The sequence below is a fragment of the Bradyrhizobium nitroreducens genome (genome assembly GCF_002776695.1).
Classification (GTDB): Bacteria; Pseudomonadota; Alphaproteobacteria; order Rhizobiales; family Xanthobacteraceae; genus Bradyrhizobium; species Bradyrhizobium nitroreducens.
In genome coordinates this window covers 1,099,292-1,114,622 of the sequence record NZ_LFJC01000003.1, presented here as the reverse complement: position 1 = coordinate 1,114,622, position 15,331 = coordinate 1,099,292, and the positions used below count along the sequence as shown (strand labels likewise).

At 63.6% G+C, this 15,331-nt stretch carries 13 protein-coding genes; 5 read left to right on the top strand and 8 right to left on the bottom strand.

From position 1 onward, the window contains the following. Positions 1-137: 137 nt before the first annotated feature. Entirely contained in the window at positions 138-1,193 is a 1,056-nt protein-coding gene (gene pstS, locus TSA1_RS05650) for a phosphate ABC transporter substrate-binding protein PstS (protein ID WP_100175476.1), read from the bottom strand. A gap of 399 nt (positions 1,194-1,592) precedes the next feature. Between pstS and TSA1_RS05645 the strand changes: the two genes are divergently transcribed. The 4 genes from TSA1_RS05645 to TSA1_RS05630 all read left to right on the top strand — a co-directional run bounded on the left by TSA1_RS05645 (position 1,593) and on the right by TSA1_RS05630 (position 5,824). Then, positions 1,593-2,444, top strand: coding sequence for a 3-hydroxybutyryl-CoA dehydrogenase (locus TSA1_RS05645; RefSeq protein ID WP_100175475.1), 852 nt, complete (start codon positions 1,593-1,595; stop codon positions 2,442-2,444). 139 nt (positions 2,445-2,583) lie between these two features. After that, complete coding sequence (locus TSA1_RS05640; RefSeq protein WP_100175474.1) at positions 2,584-3,048, top strand: group III truncated hemoglobin; 465 nt, start codon at positions 2,584-2,586, stop codon at positions 3,046-3,048. Positions 3,049-3,313: 265 nt separating this feature from the next. Next, positions 3,314-3,967 (top strand): QcrA and Rieske domain-containing protein, encoded by a 654-nt coding sequence (locus TSA1_RS05635; RefSeq protein ID WP_100180991.1) that lies wholly within the window; start codon positions 3,314-3,316, stop codon positions 3,965-3,967. Positions 3,968-4,096: 129 nt separating this feature from the next. Further along, positions 4,097-5,824 carry a methanol/ethanol family PQQ-dependent dehydrogenase gene (locus TSA1_RS05630; protein ID WP_100180990.1) on the top strand — a complete coding sequence of 576 codons (1,728 nt, stop codon included), beginning with the start codon at positions 4,097-4,099 and terminating at the stop codon, positions 5,822-5,824. A gap of 82 nt (positions 5,825-5,906) precedes the next feature. On the opposite strand, the gene TSA1_RS05625 is transcribed toward TSA1_RS05630, so the two are convergent. The 7 genes from TSA1_RS05625 to xoxF5 form a co-directional block, all read right to left on the bottom strand. Next, entirely contained in the window at positions 5,907-6,164 is a 258-nt protein-coding gene (locus tag TSA1_RS05625) for a hypothetical protein (protein ID WP_100175473.1), read from the bottom strand. 72 nt (positions 6,165-6,236) lie between these two features. Next, complete coding sequence (locus tag TSA1_RS05620) at positions 6,237-8,549, bottom strand: xanthine dehydrogenase family protein molybdopterin-binding subunit (RefSeq protein WP_100175472.1); 2,313 nt, start codon at positions 8,547-8,549, stop codon at positions 6,237-6,239. 1 nt (position 8,550) lies between these two features. Next, entirely contained in the window at positions 8,551-9,003 is a 453-nt protein-coding gene (locus tag TSA1_RS05615; protein WP_094891237.1) for a (2Fe-2S)-binding protein, read from the bottom strand. A gap of 645 nt (positions 9,004-9,648) precedes the next feature. Next, entirely contained in the window at positions 9,649-10,212 is a 564-nt protein-coding gene (gene gfa, locus TSA1_RS05610) for an S-(hydroxymethyl)glutathione synthase (RefSeq protein WP_100175471.1), read from the bottom strand. Positions 10,213-10,246: 34 nt separating this feature from the next. Further along, positions 10,247-11,356 (bottom strand): S-(hydroxymethyl)glutathione dehydrogenase/class III alcohol dehydrogenase, encoded by a 1,110-nt coding sequence (locus TSA1_RS05605; protein ID WP_100175470.1) that lies wholly within the window; start codon positions 11,354-11,356, stop codon positions 10,247-10,249. 61 nt (positions 11,357-11,417) lie between these two features. Further along, a complete protein-coding gene (locus TSA1_RS05600; protein WP_100175469.1) occupies positions 11,418-11,909 on the bottom strand; it encodes a c-type cytochrome, methanol metabolism-related in 492 nt (163 codons plus the stop codon). 110 nt (positions 11,910-12,019) lie between these two features. After that, positions 12,020-13,825: a lanthanide-dependent methanol dehydrogenase XoxF5 gene (gene xoxF5 / locus TSA1_RS05595; protein ID WP_100175468.1), complete on the bottom strand. Its 1,806-nt coding sequence runs from the start codon at positions 13,823-13,825 to the stop codon at positions 12,020-12,022. Between the two features lie 514 nt (positions 13,826-14,339). On the opposite strand from xoxF5, the gene TSA1_RS05590 reads away from it, so the two are divergent. Further along, positions 14,340-15,308, top strand: a complete 969-nt coding sequence (locus TSA1_RS05590) for a helix-turn-helix domain-containing protein (RefSeq protein WP_174718776.1) — start codon at positions 14,340-14,342, stop codon at positions 15,306-15,308. Positions 15,309-15,331 lie beyond the last annotated feature (23 nt).

Below are 15,331 nucleotides of genomic sequence, written 5' to 3'. Positions count from 1 at the left end.
GGCACTTGTGCTTGGCCTGCGGCAGGAGGGGCTTTCCTCGCAGCAGGCCGATCACAGAATACTCACGTGGAGCAGTTTGCAAACCCAATTCGGCTGGAATTCAACGCCGCGGGCGGGAGGACGCGGCCTGTTCGGCATCAACGCTTGCCAGTGGCCGATGCCGAAACCGTCGAAGCCGTCGCAATGCTCTCCCGCCAATAGCGCTCGATCTGCTCAATCAAGTCGGGAGGGAGCGGAACGTAGTTGAGCGTCTGGGCCTCGGACTTGCCGTTCTCGAGTGACCAGCGGACGAAGTCGATGACGGCCGCGGAGCGCTCCCGATGTTTTGCTGTCTTCGGCATCAGCACGAAGGTCGTGGCCGTGATCGGGTAGGCGTCTTCGCCGGGCGCGTCGGTGAGGACCAGGTGAAAATCCTGCTCCGCCTTCCAGTTCACGCTCGATGCTGCGGCCTGGAATGATGCGGCGTCGGGCACCACGTAATTGCCGGCGCTGTTCTGCACGATGCCGAAGGAAATCTTGTCGAGGCGTTGCAGCGCGTGGGTGTATTCGAGATAGCCGATCGCGCCGGGAATGAGACCGACGAGCGAGGCGACGCCGTCATTGCCCCGGCCGCCGAGGCCGAGCGGCCACTCGACCGACGTGCCTTCGCCCACGCTTCTCTGCCATTGCGGACTGACCTTCGAAAGATAGTTCGACCAGTTGAACGTGGTGCCGGAGCCGTCGATGCGATGGACCACCGTGATCGGGACCTTCGGCAAGCTGATGTCGGGATTGATCGCCGCGATCGCCGGATCGTTCCAGGATTTGAGCTTGCCGAGGTAGATCTCAGCGAGGACCTGCCCGGTGAAGCGGATCTGGCCGGGCTTGACGCCGTCGATATTGACCACGGGAACGACGCCCCCGATCACGATCGGGAATTGCATCAGGCCGAGCCTGTCGAGCTCCTTTGGGCCGAGCGGCATGTCGCTGGTCCCGAAATCGACGGCGTCGGTCTTGATCAGGCTGAGGCCGGTGCTCGAGCCGACCGCTTGATAGCTGACGTCGTTCCCGGTCTTCGCCTTGTATGCGTTGGTCCATTTCGTCATCACCGGCGCCACGAAGGTTGAGCCGGCTCCTTTGATCTCGGCTGCCAGGCCTTGGGTTGCGACGAGCAGGACGGCGAGGACGATGGGGAGTGCAATATGTTTCTTCATGTGCGCAATGCTAACGGGGGGGACTTGAGGCCGATGTGGTCGATCTCACAATCGCGCCGCGAGGCATTCGCGCGGGCCATTGCGCCTCAACCTCATCACGCCGGTCGCGGCGCCGCGTCATCCGATTGATGTAAATCGACGACGGCCGAAGCGCGTTGGAGCGGCCGTCCACCCGCCGCGAGGCTTCCGGGCGGGGCGAGGCGGGATTCGGGGCAAATCGCCGCCGGGCGGCCAAATCGGGCCTTTTCGGGCCCGGCGGCGGCTTTATTCCGGCCATGGATGCTTTAAGGAGAGGGCGGATCAGGTCGCCGCCGCCCGCCGGCGGTGCTAGACCCTGACGCAGGAACAATGGGCCGTGCCGTGCCGGCACGCCCGCAAGGATGAGAAGGATATGAGGCAATGATCCAGACCGTTGGCATCATCGGGGCAGGGACCATGGGGAACGGCATCGCGCAGATCTGCGCGGCGGCCGGGCTCTCGGTCGTGATGGTCGACATTTCCGATGCGGCCGTGAACCGCGGGCTCTCGACCGTCGGCGGCAGCCTCGAGCGCCTGGTCAAGAAGGAGAAGATGTCGGCGGCCGATCGCGAGGCGACGCTCAAGCGCATCACCGGCACCACCGACCGGGCCAAGCTGTCGGATTGCGACCTCGTCATCGAGGCCGCGACCGAGAACGAGGAGCTCAAGGTCAAGATCCTGAAGGACCTCTGCGCGACGCTGTCGCCGCGCACGCTGGTTGCGACCAACACCTCGTCGATCTCGATCACCAAGCTTGCTGCCGCGACCGATCGGCCGGATCGCTTCATCGGCATGCACTTCTTCAATCCTGTGCCGGTGATGGCGCTGCTGGAGTTGATCCGCGGCCTGCAGACCTCCGACGACACCCATGCCAAGGCGCTCGATTTTGCCAAGCGCGTCGGCAAGGTGGCGATCACCGCCAAGAACAGCCCGGGCTTCGCGGTCAACCGCATCCTGTGCCCGATGATCAACGAGGCGATCTTCGCGCTCCAGGAGGGAATCGCGACGGCGGAGGAGATCGACGCCGGCATGAAGCTCGGCTGCAACCATCCGATCGGACCGCTGGCTCTGGCCGATCTCGTCGGGCTCGACACCATGCTTTCGGTGATGGAGGTCTTCTACAAGGGCTTCAACGATCCCAAATACCGGCCGGCGCCGCTGCTGAAAGAGATGGTCGATGCCGGCCATCTCGGTCGCAAGACCGGGCAGGGCTTCTACAGCTATAGCGCCTGATCAGGGCGGCCGGCGGCGGGCCTGATCGCGCCCGCCGCCGGATCCCGCACTTTGCGCTGTGACAAAGACGACACGCGCAATTGGCCCGACAATGTCGAACGGGCGGCCCCGCGGGAACAACGGAACGGACACTGAGCATATGTCGGATCGACTGAAGGCCGAGCGCGAGGCGGCGGCCGCGCGGCGGAACCTGTTGACCCAGGATGCGATCGAGCGAACCGGGATCAGCGAGGAGATGATCGGGGAACTCGTCACCCGCTTCTACGGACGCGTGCGCGAGGATGCTGAGCTGGGGCCAGTGTTCCGCGTCGTGCAGAACTGGGACGAGCATCTCGCCAAGCTCAAGGATTTCTGGTCCTCGGTCGTGCTGATGAGCGGCCGCTATCACGGCTCGCCGATGCGGGCGCATCTGCCGCTGAGCCTGATGGGCAATCATTTCGATCGCTGGCTCGATCTGTTCGAGCAGACCGCGCGCGAGGTCTGCCCACCGCCGGCGGCTGCGCTGTTCATCGACAAGGCGCGTCGCATCGCCGACAGTTTTGAAATGGCATCGGCGACCGTCGCCGGTTCTATCGCCGCGCCGCGCCACGTGCTCAGGTCCTGACGACACGACCCGCTGCCCGCAAAATATGCAGATGCATCGCGCGGCGTTTGCGCACCGCAATGGGTAGCGCGCTGCACCAATTCCGACATCATCGGTCTGATCTGCAAAATCATCATGCCGATCGCGCGGCGTGATGTTGAATTTGTGAAAACGCGTTTGAATACATTCATTGTCGCTCAATCAACGCGAGCAAAGCCATATTGATGCACTGCGGCGCCAATTCTCCGCCTTGTTTTCGGCAGAGTTCCAGCGCCTGCTTGTGGACATGTCCCGCGCATCGTTCACGACCAATTCCTCATCTTCCGAGAGCACCACGGAACCTGAAGCCGACGCGCGCGCCGAGCAGACGCGGCGAACGATCCTGCTTGGCGCAATCGCCACCACCGCCTGCCTTGGTTGTTCCGCGCACGCACGCGCGGACGAAGATCCGCCTGGGTCCGACGAGCGGCCCCAGAAAGGCGATGTGCTCGTCTTCTCCGAAGGCGACAAGGAGGGGAAGCTCATCACTGCGGCCGACCTGCCCGCCGGCGGGCCGCCGGTGCATGCCTGGCCGAAGGATCCCAAGACATCGGTGGTGCGCAGCGCCTCCCGGCTCAACGAGATCCTGATCATCCGGCTTGATCCCGCCGAGCTCGACGACAAGACGCGCGAGCGCGCCGTCGACGGCATCATCGCCTATTCGGCGATTTGCGCTCATGCGGGCTGTCCCGTCACCGCCTGGGTGAAGAGCGATGTCGGCGACAAGGAGGTGTTCAAGTGCATGTGTCACAACTCCGAATACGATCCTCGTGCGAGCGCACAGGTGGTGTTCGGGCCGGCGCCGCGACGGCTCGCCGCGCTGCCGCTGGCGCTCGCTGACGGCTCACTCAGTGTCGCCGGCAACTTCATCGGAAAGGTAGGTGGCGCGCAGCCTGGATGATGGACGGTGCGGGATATGCCCGCGTCACGAGAGGCCGCATCCGCCGATGGGCGGACGGCGGGACGAACGACAAGAATTCAACACAAGAATTCAAACGGATGAAAAAGGGGAACGTCCATGAAAACTTTCATGACCAGGAAGCAATGGTACCTGTCCGGCTTCGTCGCTTTTGCCTGCCTGGCTTCGACCGCCGCCACGGCTGGCCCGATCGAGAGTTATTCGCCGGTCACCGCGCAGCGGCTGGAGAATCCAGAGCCAAGCAACTGGATGCTCTATCGGCGCACCTATGACGGCCACGGCTACAGCCCGCTCGACCAGATCAACACCTCCAATGTGAAGAATCTCACGCCGGTCTGGACCTTCGCCACCGGCGTCGTCGAAGGCCACGAGGCGCCGCCGATCGTCAACAACGGCGTCATGTTCGTGGCGACCCCGATGGGGCAGGTGATCGCGCTGAACGCGAAGACCGGCGACGAATACTGGCGCTACAAGCGGCAGCTTCCCGACGATCTGTTCCAGCTGCACCCGACCAGCCGCGGCGTCGGCCTCTGGGAGGACAAGCTCTATCTCGCCACCACCGACGACCACGTCGTCGCGCTCGATGCCAAGACCGGCAAGGTGGTGTGGGACACCAAGGTGCAGGACTACAAGAAGGGCCAGTACATGACCCTGATGCCGCTGATCGTCGACGGCAAGGTCATCGTCGGCGGCTCCGGCGGCGAGTTCGGCGTGCGCGGCTACGTCGCCGCCTATGACGCCAAGGACGGCAAGGAGCTGTGGCGGACCTTCACCATTCCCGGCGAAGGCGAGCCGGGCCATGAGACCTGGCAGGGCGACGACTGGAAGAACGGCGGCGGCTCGGCCTGGATGACCGGCAATTACGACAAGGACACCAAGACGATCTATTGGGGCGTCGGCAACGCCGCGCCGTGGCCCGGCGAGACCCATCCAGGCGACAATCTCTACACCTCCTCGGTGCTCGCGCTCGATCCAAACACCGGCAAGATCAAGACCCATCACCAGTATCACCAGAACGATTCCTGGGACTGGGACGAGGTCGAGGCGCCGATGCTGATCGACCTGCAACGCGACGGCCGCAACATCAAGAGCCTGGTCCATCCGGGGCGCGATGCGATCTTCTGGGTGCTCGAACGCACGCCGACCAAGATCAACTACGTCGCCGGCTGGCCGTTCGTCTCCACCGACGTCTGGAAGGGCATCGAGCCCGAGAGCGGCAAGCCGATCGTCGATCCCGCGCACAAGCCGGTGATCGGCAAGCGCGTCGAGTTCTGTCCGTCGCTGTGGGGCGGCAAGGACTGGCCTTCGGCGGCCTACAGCCAGAAGACCGGCCTCGTCTACGTGCCCGCCAACGAGAACTTCTGCGGCGGTTTCACCGGCGAGAAGGTCGCGCTCAAGCCGGGCGAGCTCTGGCTCGGCACCAAGCCGGAGGACATCGGCCTGAAGACGAAGCCAGGCGCGGATCATTTCGGCGAACTGCAGGCCTGGGATCCCGCGACGGGCAAGAAGGTGTGGCAGCACAACTTCCCGAAGTCGCAGCTGTTCGGCTCGGTGACGGCAACCGCGGGCGATCTCATCTTCGTCGGCGGCACCAATGACCGCAACTTCCGCGCCTTCAATGCCAAGACCGGTGAGCTGCTCTGGGAGCAGAAGACCAACTCCGGCATCATGGGCATGCCGGTTTCCTATGAGATCGACGGCACCCAATACATCGCGATCCAGTCGGGATGGGGCGTGGACGCCCAGCGCATCCAGGATGCGCTGGTGACCAACAACATCGGCATCGAAGCCAATGTGCCGCAAGGCGGCGTGGTCTGGGTGTTCGCACTGAAGAAGTAGCTCCGCGGGCGGATCGAAAGAAGGCGGAGCAGCAGGGGGGTGGCGAATGCGGCGGACGGCAACGTCCGCCGCATTCTTGTTCCTACTTCCCCGTCCGCTCCACCTTGTCCTTTTCCTTCTGGTTCATCTCCTGAACCTTGGGATCGGGATTGTGCTGGCCCGTGGTCTGCGTGGTCGAGGCGGGCGGGGCGTTGGCGTTCGGCAGCGAGTTCTGGTCGGGCGTGGCGGGGCGCGTGGCCGTGGTCGGCGGCGTCGTGTTGCCCTGGGCGAACGCGCCTGCGGCCGTCAAAAGAAAGGCGCCCGACAGCGACACTGCGAGCGCCTTTGAGATGTTGGTCATCGATCTGCTCCTGTCAGATCGATGGAAACGGCGCGAGACGGCTTGTGTTCCGTCTCGCGCTGCTGTTTCGGCTCACGCCTCCAATTGCTTGCCGATCGGAAGCGAGCGGATGCGTTTTCCCGTCGCTGCGAAGATCGCATTGATCAGCGCCGGCGCAAATGGTGGGACACCGGGCTCGCCGACACCGCTCGGTGGCGTGTCTGAATTGGGCGGCACGATGTAGACGTTCGTCACGACAGGAGATTCGTCGATCCTGACGACCTGGAAGTCGTCAAAATTCTTCTGCTGCACCTTGCCGTCCTTGAAGCTGATCTCGCCGTATTTGGCGAGGCTCAGCCCCATGATCGCGGCGCCCTCGATCTGCGACGCGATACGCTCGGGGTTGACATAGGTGCCGCAATCGATCGCGGTATCGACCCTTGGCACCGACAGCTTGCCCTTGTCGTCGACGGCGACCTCGACGATGGTCGCGATATAGCTGACAAAGCTGCGGTGCACCGCAATGCCGAGACCGTGGCCCTTCGGCACCTTGCGGCCCCATTCGCCCTTTTCGGCGACCAGTTCGACCACCTTGCGCAGGCGCGCGGTGTCGATCGGGTAGCTGTCCTGGGGCTCACCGTAGTTCCAGAGGTCCTTCACGTTCGGCTTGACGATGCGGGGCGAGCCGATCAGCTCGAGCAGCATGTCTTTCTGGTCGCGCCCTGTCGCTTGCGCGATCTCGCCGACCATCGACTGCACGGCGAAGGCGCGCGGAATGTTCGAGACCGAACGGAACCAGCCGATGCGGGTATGCGCGGCTGCTTCCGGATTCTCGCAGGAGATGTTGGCGATCTCGAACGGCATGTCGGCGAGACCCATGCCGATCTCGAACGGCGCCTGGTGCACCGTGCCGGCGGCAAAGGTCGAGGCGATGCTGGGCGCCACGCTGCGGTGGCGCCAGGCGATCACCTTGCCGCTCTTGTCGAGGCCGGCCTCGATCCGCTCGGCCGAGACGGTGTGCAGGAAGCCGTTCTGGATGTCGTCCTCCCGCGTCCACTGCACCTTCACCGGCGCGCCGAGCTCCTTCGACAGCAGGGCGGCCTCGAGCGCATAGTCGCATTTCGACTTGCGGCCGAACCCGCCGCCGAGCAGGGTCACGTTGACGGTGACGTTGCCCTCGGGAATGCCGAGCGTCTTGGCGACGTCGTCACGGGTTCCGCCCGGGCTCTGCACCGGCGCCCAGATCTCCGCCTTGTCGCCCTTGACGTCGGCGACCGCCACCGGCGGTTCCATGCTGATATGAGCAAGATGCGGGATGTAGTACTCGCCGACGATGACCTTGTCGGCGCCCTTCAAGGCGGCATCCGCATCGCCCTCCTGGCGCACGACGAGGCCCGGCTTGCGCGAGGCCTCCTCGAGCTCCTTGCGGAAGGCGACCGAGTCGTACTTGCCGTTGGCGCCGTCGTCCCAGACCAGCTTCAGTGCGTTGCGACCCTTGATCGCCGCGCCGGTGTTGCGGGCGATCACCGCGACGCCGCCGAGCGGCTGGAACTTCGACGGCCACGGCCATCCCTGGACCTTCATCACCTTCTCGACGCCCGGGACCTTCAACGCCGCGTCTGGATCGAACGAGACCAGCTTGCCGCCGGTCACCGGAGGGCGTGCGATCACAGCATATTTCATGCCGGGAAGCCGCACATCGGCGCCGTAACGCGCCTTGCCGGTGGTGATGTCGTGGAGATCGACGATGCCGATCTGGCCCTTGGTCAAATAGCGGAAGTCCTTGGCGTCCTTGAGCTTGAGACCTTCAATCGCGGGCACCGATTCCTTGGCGGCATCAGCGGCAAGCTCGCCGAAGCCGAGCTTGCGGCCGCTGGCGCTGTGGACGACCTCGTGATTGACGGCCTTGACCTCGGTCGCCGGCACGCCCCAGCGCTTCGCCGCGGCCTGCTCCAGCATGGTGCGGGCGGAGGCGCCGATCTGGCGCATCGGAAGCAGATAATGCCGCGTGCTGCGCGAGCCGTCGGTATCCTGGTTGCCGAACTTCACCTCGTCGCCATGGGCCTGCTGCACCTTGACCCTGGACCAGTCGGCTTCCATCTCCTCGGCCACGATCAACGGCAGGCTGGTGCGCACGCCGGTGCCCATTTCGGAACGGTGTCCGACGATGGTGACGATGCCATCAGGTGCGACCGAAACGAAGACGCGCGGATCGACCACGACGCCGTGCGGCATCTTTCCGGCGCCGGTCTCATATGCAAATGCTTGGCGCGTCATCACGGGGGCGGCGAGCACGAAGCCGCCGGTGATGCCGAGCCCCTTCAGGATGCTGCGGCGCGAAACCTTCTCGACCTTGATGTGCTTTTCGAACCCACGGAGCTTGCCGGGATTGTCGATGAAATTCATGTCACACTCCCGTCGATGCGAGATGGACCGCGTTCTCGATGCGCTGGTAGCAACCGCAGCGGCAGATGTTGCCGGACATCGCCTCGCGGATCTGGTCATGCGAGGGCTTCGGGTTGTCCATCAGAAGCGCGGCGGCCTGCATGATCTGGCCGGCCTGGCAGAAGCCGCATTGCGGCACGTTGACCTGACGCCAGGCCTTTTGCACCGGATGATCGCCATTCGGATGCAGTCCCTCGATGGTCGTGACCTCGCGTCCGGCAACGTCGTTGATCGACGTGATGCAGGAGCGCACGGCTTCCTTGTCGACGATGACGGTGCAGCTGCCGCACAGGGCCTGGCCGCAGCCGAATTTGGTGCCGGTCAGCCCGGCCTCGTCACGCAGGAACCAGAGTAGCGGGAGATCCGGGTCGCCGTCCCAGCTCTGTTCCTGGCCGTTGATCTTCACCTTGATCATGATCATCCCTCGCTCTTCATAAGCATGCCAAATTCAAAACGCGCCGATGGGCGCGCGGCGCAGTGCCAGTTGTGTCGTGTCGTCGCATCCCGGCCCGTGATCCCGCGCGGGCAGATCCCGGCAGGAGGCAGGAACGCGAATCTCGATGTCCGGATGTGTTCGATACCTCCCGTGCTTGTTCTTGGTTGATTGTATTTCGCGCGGCATCGTGACGGCCGACCCTAGCAGAGGTCGCACCGGCCCGGCGTTCACAGCCGGGTGTTCTCACCGGGAAAAGATTGCATCGATGGTTTGTCAAAAGCAGGGCGCGGCATCACGCCGCGTGATCCGCGCGTTCGCTGACGGCAGGTGCAACGAAAAAGGCTTCGTCCGCCAGAAAGACTGCGCGGACGAAGCAGGATGCCTCAGTCGAGGGAGGGAGAAACGCAGCGGGCCGGGGACTTCAAGTCGGAAGTTGGCGGCACTGCGCAGTCATTCAGAGACCAGGACTGAGGAGCTGATGCCCTCACAGACGCGTGGTACGAAGCGGCGGCATCGCCGCCAGAGTCTTAAAGTGCGGAGCGGTCCGGCTCGCTGGCGGAGGTCGTCGCCAGCGAGCCGGGGAGGTCTGGCCGAAGCTCGGGCCCGGCCAGCTCAGAGGCTTTCCTAAGCAGCCTTGGCTTTCGCCACGTGGGTCGCGATCGCGTCCATCAGTGCCGGTGACAGGCAATCATAGGGCTCGAGCCCGATTTCCTTCAGCCGCGAACGGATGCCCGCCATCTGCTCCGGCTTCACGCCGGATTCGATCACGGAGGAGACGAAGGCGGCGAATTGCGGCGCCTGCGAGCCCTGCTCCTGGAACAGCTCGGGATGGATGAAGTCGAGACCGTAGAACGGGTGGCCCTTGTTCTCGATGCGACCGTACATATGCGTGCCGCAGGCCTTGCAGGCGTGGCGCTGGATCACCGCGGAGGGATCGACGATCTGAAGCTTGTCGCCGTTCTCGAGCACGGTGACGTTCTGGCGCGGCACCACGGCGACGACGGAGAACGTCGCGCCCTGGGGCTTCCAGCATTTGGTGCAGCCGCAGGCGTGGTTGTGGGCGACGTCGCCCTTGATGCCGACTTTGACCTGATGGTCCTTGCATTTGCAGACCAGGGTGCCGCCGGCGAAGCTGCCGCTGCCCTGTTTGAGGCCGTTGTCGATCGATGGATGGAGTGCAACAGTCATGGGTCGATCCTCCTTGGGGGTGACGTCTTCCGGTTCAGTACACGACGACGGAACGAATGGATTTGCCCTCATGCATGAGGTCAAAGCCCTTGTTGATCTCTTCGAGCTTGAGCACGTGGGTGATCATCGGATCGATCTGGATCTTTCCGTTCATGTACCAGTCCACGATCTTCGGCACGTCGGTACGGCCGCGCGCGCCACCGAAGGCGGTGCCGCGCCAGTTGCGCCCGGTGACGAGCTGGAACGGACGGGTGGCGATCTCCTTGCCGGACTCGGCAACACCGATGATGATCGAGGTGCCCCAGCCGCGATGGCAGGCTTCCAGCGCCTGGCGCATCACGGTGGTGTTGCCCGTGCAGTCGAAGGTGTAGTCGGCGCCGCCATCGGTGAGGCCGACGAGATGCTGGACGATGTCGCCGGTGATCTTCTTGGGGTTGACGAACTCCGTCATGCCGAACCTGCGGCCCCAATCCTCCTTGGCATCGTTGATGTCGACACCGATGATCTTGTCGGCGCCAGCCATCTTGGCGCCCTGGATGACGTTGAGGCCGATGCCGCCGAGGCCGAACACGACCACGTTGGAGCCCGGCGTGACCTTCGCGGTGTTGACGACGGCGCCGACGCCGGTGGTGACGCCGCAGCCGATGTAGCAGCTCTTGTCGAAGGGGGCGTCCTCGCGGATTTTCGCGACCGCGATCTCCGGCAGCACGGTGAAGTTCGAGAAGGTCGAGCAGCCCATGTAGTGGTAGACCGGCTTGCCCTTGTAGGAGAAGCGGCTGGTGCCGTCGGGCATCACGCCCTTGCCCTGCGTGGCGCGGATCGCGGTGCACAGATTGGTCTTCTGGCTGAGGCAGCTTTTGCACTGCCGGCATTCCGGCGTGTAGAGCGGGATGACGTGGTCACCCGGCTTCACCGATGTCACGCCCGGGCCGATCTCGCGGATGATGCCGGCGCCCTCATGGCCGAGGATCGACGGGAAGATTCCCTCGCTGTCGAGGCCGTCGAGCGTATAGGCGTCGGTGTGGCAGATGCCCGTCGCCTTGATCTCCACCAGGACCTCGCCGACCTTCGGGCCTTCCAGATCGAGCTCGACGATCTCGAGCGGCTTCTTGGCTTCGAAAGCGACGGCGGCACGTGTCTTCATTGGTAACTCCTCAGATTCTCGAAAGGACGCCGAGAAGTAGTCCCGGCAGTCCCGGCAACGTTCATTTATGGCCCATGCAGGCGTCTTCCGCCTTGGTGTAGACCTCGTTCTTCTCGTCCTTTTTGGCGGGACGCTGCCGGCCCCACGCTTCGGTGGAGCGGGCGCGCAGATAGACGTAGAGATCGTCCATGTAGCAGGCAACGTTCGGATTGTCGCCGAACGCCGGCATGACATTCTCCTGCGCGGTCGAGATGTTCTTGCGACCGGAGGCAACCACGCCGAGGAAGTCGCCATAGCTCATGGTCTTGACGGAATCCTTGAGCGCCGGCGCATAGGTGGAGCCCATGCCGTCGGGCCCGTGACAGACGTGGCAGTCGGAGTGATAGCGGCGGTAGCCGGAATAGGTGAACCAGTCCACGGTGCCATCCGCCGAAATCTTGTAGGTCGGGTTTCCTTCTTTATCGAGCCACTTTCCGTCGTCTTCCTTCTTCACGGCAGTCGGGTCGCCCGGACCTTCCGCGACCGCAATTCCTCCGGACGCAACCAAGATCATCGCAGCAATGGCAGAGCAGATTTTACGCAAGAGATTCATCCTCGAAGGAGCCCGGGGGAGACGAGCCGGCGCGTGGAGTCGATCCACGCGCCGGAGCGATGCTGATGGGCCTAGTTCGGCAGCGAGAACACGGTCAGCGTACCGCCGAGAGCGGTGTAGTTGCTGAGGGCCGCGTAGCCACCCACCGCGCCGAGACCTGCGGTCGGATCGGTCAGGCCTGCGGCCAGACCAATGCCGGCCCAGCCGCCGACGCCGGAGAGCACTGCGACATACTGCTTGCCGCCGTTCTCATAGGTGGTGACGTTGCCGATGATGCCGGAGGGAGTCTTGAACTTGTAGAGCTCTTTGCCGGTCTTGGCATCGACCGCCTTCAGGTAGCCTTCGAGCGTGCCGTAGAACACCACGCCGCCGGCGGTTGCGAGCGCACCCGACCAGACCGAGAACTGCTCCTTGTTCGACCAGACGATCTTGCCGGTCTTGCCGTCCCAGGCGATGAAGTTACCCATGTGGGTTTCACCGGCCGGCGGATACATCGAGAGCGTCGCACCCACATAGGGCTGGCCCGCGGTGTAGCTCACCTTGAACGGCTCGTAGTCCATGCAGACGTGGTTGGTCGGAACGTAGAACAGCTGCGTGTCCGGCGAGTAGGCTGCCGGCTGCTCGTCCTTGGTGCCGAGCGCGGCCGGGCAGATGCCCTTCACATTGTGGTCCTCGCCCGCCTTGTCGGTCGAAGCTGCATCGAGCACCTTCGGACGGCCGTAGGTCGGCGAGTTCTTGTCCATGTCGACGCCGGAGGTCCAGTTCACCTTCGGATCGTACTTTTCGGCGACCAGCAGCTCACCGGTGGCGCGATCGAGCGTGTAGCCGAGGCCGTTACGATCGAAGTGCGTCAGCAGCTTGCGCGGCTGGCCGTTGATCGACTGATCCGAGAGGATCATCTCGTTGACGCCGTCATAATCCCACTCGTCGTGGGGCGTCATCTGATAGACCCACTTGGCTACGCCGGTATCCGGGTTGCGCGCCCAGATCGTCATCGACCATTTGTTGTCGCCGGGGCGCTGCTTCGGATTCCAGGTCGAGGGATTGCCCGAACCGTAATAGACGAGGTTCAGCTCGGGATCGTAGGAGATCCAGCCCCAGGTCGCGCCGCCGCCGATCTTCCACTGATCGCCTTGCCAGGTCTTGAGGCTCGAGTCCTTGCCGACCGGCTTGCCGAGCGCGGTGGTCTTCTCGGCGTCGACCAGGATCTGGTTGTCCGGTCCTTCCGAATATCCGCGCCATGCCAGCTTGCCGGTCTTGATGTCGTAGGCCGACATATGGGCCTGCACGCCGAACTCGCCGCCGGAGATGCCGATCAGCACCTTGTCCTTGATGACCATGGGCGCCGACGTGCCGGTCTCGCCCTTGCTCGGATCGCCGTTCTTGCTGGACCAGGCCACCTGGCCGGTCTTGGCATCGAGCGCGACGAGAGTGGTGTCGGCCTGATGCAGGAAGATCTTGCCATCGCCGTAGGCCAGACCACGGTTAACCGTGTCGCAGCACATCACGGGAATGACGTTCGGATCCTGCTTGGGCTCGTACTTCCAGATGATCTTGTTCTCGTTGGAAAGGTCAATGGCGTAGACCTTGTTCGGGAACGGCGTGTGGACGTACATGACGTTGCCGATGATCAGCGGGCCGCCTTCATGGCCGCGCAGCACGCCGGTCGAGAAGGTCCAGGCGACCTGGAGCTTGCCTACGTTTTGTGCGTTGATCTGGTTGAGCTTGGAATAGCGGGTATTGGCGTAATCGCCGGTCGGCATCACCCAGTCTTTCGGGTTCTGCGACATCTTGATCAGCTCGTCATTGGCTGAGGCGCTCCCGACGGCGAGAGCCGCCGCTGAGCCAAGAAAGGTCGCCAGTAGCACCTTGCGCATAGTCATTCCTCCGTTGGTCTCGTTTATTTTTCCCGAAGCATTGGTAACTCACCGGGCTTCTCGTCCGGCGTCTGCTCGTGCAGGGCGGTCACGTTTCGGACCAGAAACGATGCTGTGCTGTTTCCTCCTCCTGATGAGAGCCACGGGTCCGCCTGCAGGAGCGGCCCGTTCTTGTTGTTCCTGCCGCAATCCCTAACGACTTCGTCATCGGGAAACTTGCCCAAGAGGGAAGCCGGTTTGCTTGATAGCGCACGGAGGAAAAGAATTTGATTTTGCAGTAGCGAATTCAGCGGCTTCCGCACCGCTTGGCAGCACTCTCAACGCTCAGGTTCCCCTTGACGGCGCTGCAACTAAGGCGGAGGATTAACCCTCAAGGGTGGCAATGGAACGATGGCGCTCGTACCAAAAGACCACTCAAATTCGAGGTAAACGTCACGCAATCACGGCTGAGGGCTCGCGCAGGCGCTGGTCGCGATTCGCGTCGAATCTCCGGATCAAACCAGTGGCTGGATTAATGTCCGACACCATTCACACGCTCTCGACGACCGGCATGACGCCGAAGCGCCAGATCCAAAGCTGGATCGACGGGCTGACGAGCCTGTGTGGGCATTTCGACGTCGATCCGCTGGAAGCGTCCTCGCTCGAAGGCCGCATTGACTACACGAGTGTCTCGCGCCTGAAGCTGTGCCAGATCGAGGTGAGCCAGCATCGCATCGCGCACACGCTGGCGCGCGCCAAGGCCAATGAGCACCCCTATATCAAGATTCACTTCCAGACCTACGGCGTGTCTTATTTTGAACAAGAAGGCCGCCACATCGAAATCAATCCCGGCGACATCATCGCCTATGACGTCTCCTGTCCGCATTCGATCATCAGCCCCGCCTTCACCCGTCACGACGTGGTGATCGTGCCGAAGGCGCTGCTGCGCGACCGCGGCTTCCCCTCGCAGCGGATGCCCGCCTGCAAGCTGTCGGCGAAGACGGGCACGGGGCGGATCGCCCACGATTTCGTCCATGCGACCTTCGACGAGGCGGCGAAGCTGTCGGCGAACAGCGCGGTCGGCGTTGCCGATTCGCTGATCGATTTGCTGCTGCTGCCGCTGCGCGAAGCCGACACGATGTTCGACCGTGTCGGGCCCGAGGCGATGTACGTGCGCGCGCAGTTCTTCATACGCGAGCACTTGCGCGATCCGGATCTGTGCATCGACCAGATCTCGGCCGAGCTCGGCTGCTCCAAGCGCTATCTGCACATGCTGTTCTCGGAGCGCGGCACCACGGTGAGCGACTACATCTGGCAGGCGCGTTTGCAGAACTGCCGCCAGGAGCTCGAGGCCCACGCCGGCAAGACCATCACCGACGTCGCGTTCTCCTGGGGCTTCTCCAGCTCGTCGCATTTCAGCCGGGTGTTCCGCAAATATTTCGGCGTGGTGCCGTCCTCGATCCACAAGGCGCAGCAGGGCGCGGCCAGCTCGGGCGAGCATTAGCAGGAAGGGCGCATCGCCCTTCC

Coding starts and splice junctions, on each gene's coding strand:
- pstS (WP_100175476.1), bottom strand. CDS start 1,193: ATGAAGAAACATATTGCACTCCCCATCGTCCTCGCCGTCCTGCTCGTC.
- TSA1_RS05645 (WP_100175475.1), top strand. CDS start 1,593: ATGATCCAGACCGTTGGCATCATCGGGGCAGGGACCATGGGGAACGGC.
- TSA1_RS05605 (WP_100175470.1), bottom strand. CDS start 11,356: ATGAAGACACGTGCCGCCGTCGCTTTCGAAGCCAAGAAGCCGCTCGAG.
- TSA1_RS05630 (WP_100180990.1), top strand. CDS start 4,097: ATGACCAGGAAGCAATGGTACCTGTCCGGCTTCGTCGCTTTTGCCTGC.
- TSA1_RS05615 (WP_094891237.1), bottom strand. CDS start 9,003: ATGATCAAGGTGAAGATCAACGGCCAGGAACAGAGCTGGGACGGCGAC.
- TSA1_RS05620 (WP_100175472.1), bottom strand. CDS start 8,549: ATGAATTTCATCGACAATCCCGGCAAGCTCCGTGGGTTCGAAAAGCAC.
- gfa (WP_100175471.1), bottom strand. CDS start 10,212: ATGACTGTTGCACTCCATCCATCGATCGACAACGGCCTCAAACAGGGC.
- xoxF5 (WP_100175468.1), bottom strand. CDS start 13,825: ATGCGCAAGGTGCTACTGGCGACCTTTCTTGGCTCAGCGGCGGCTCTC.
- TSA1_RS05625 (WP_100175473.1), bottom strand. CDS start 6,164: ATGACCAACATCTCAAAGGCGCTCGCAGTGTCGCTGTCGGGCGCCTTT.
- TSA1_RS05600 (WP_100175469.1), bottom strand. CDS start 11,909: ATGATCTTGGTTGCGTCCGGAGGAATTGCGGTCGCGGAAGGTCCGGGC.
- TSA1_RS05640 (WP_100175474.1), top strand. CDS start 2,584: ATGTCGGATCGACTGAAGGCCGAGCGCGAGGCGGCGGCCGCGCGGCGG.
- TSA1_RS05590 (WP_174718776.1), top strand. CDS start 14,340: ATGTCCGACACCATTCACACGCTCTCGACGACCGGCATGACGCCGAAG.
- TSA1_RS05635 (WP_100180991.1), top strand. CDS start 3,314: ATGTCCCGCGCATCGTTCACGACCAATTCCTCATCTTCCGAGAGCACC.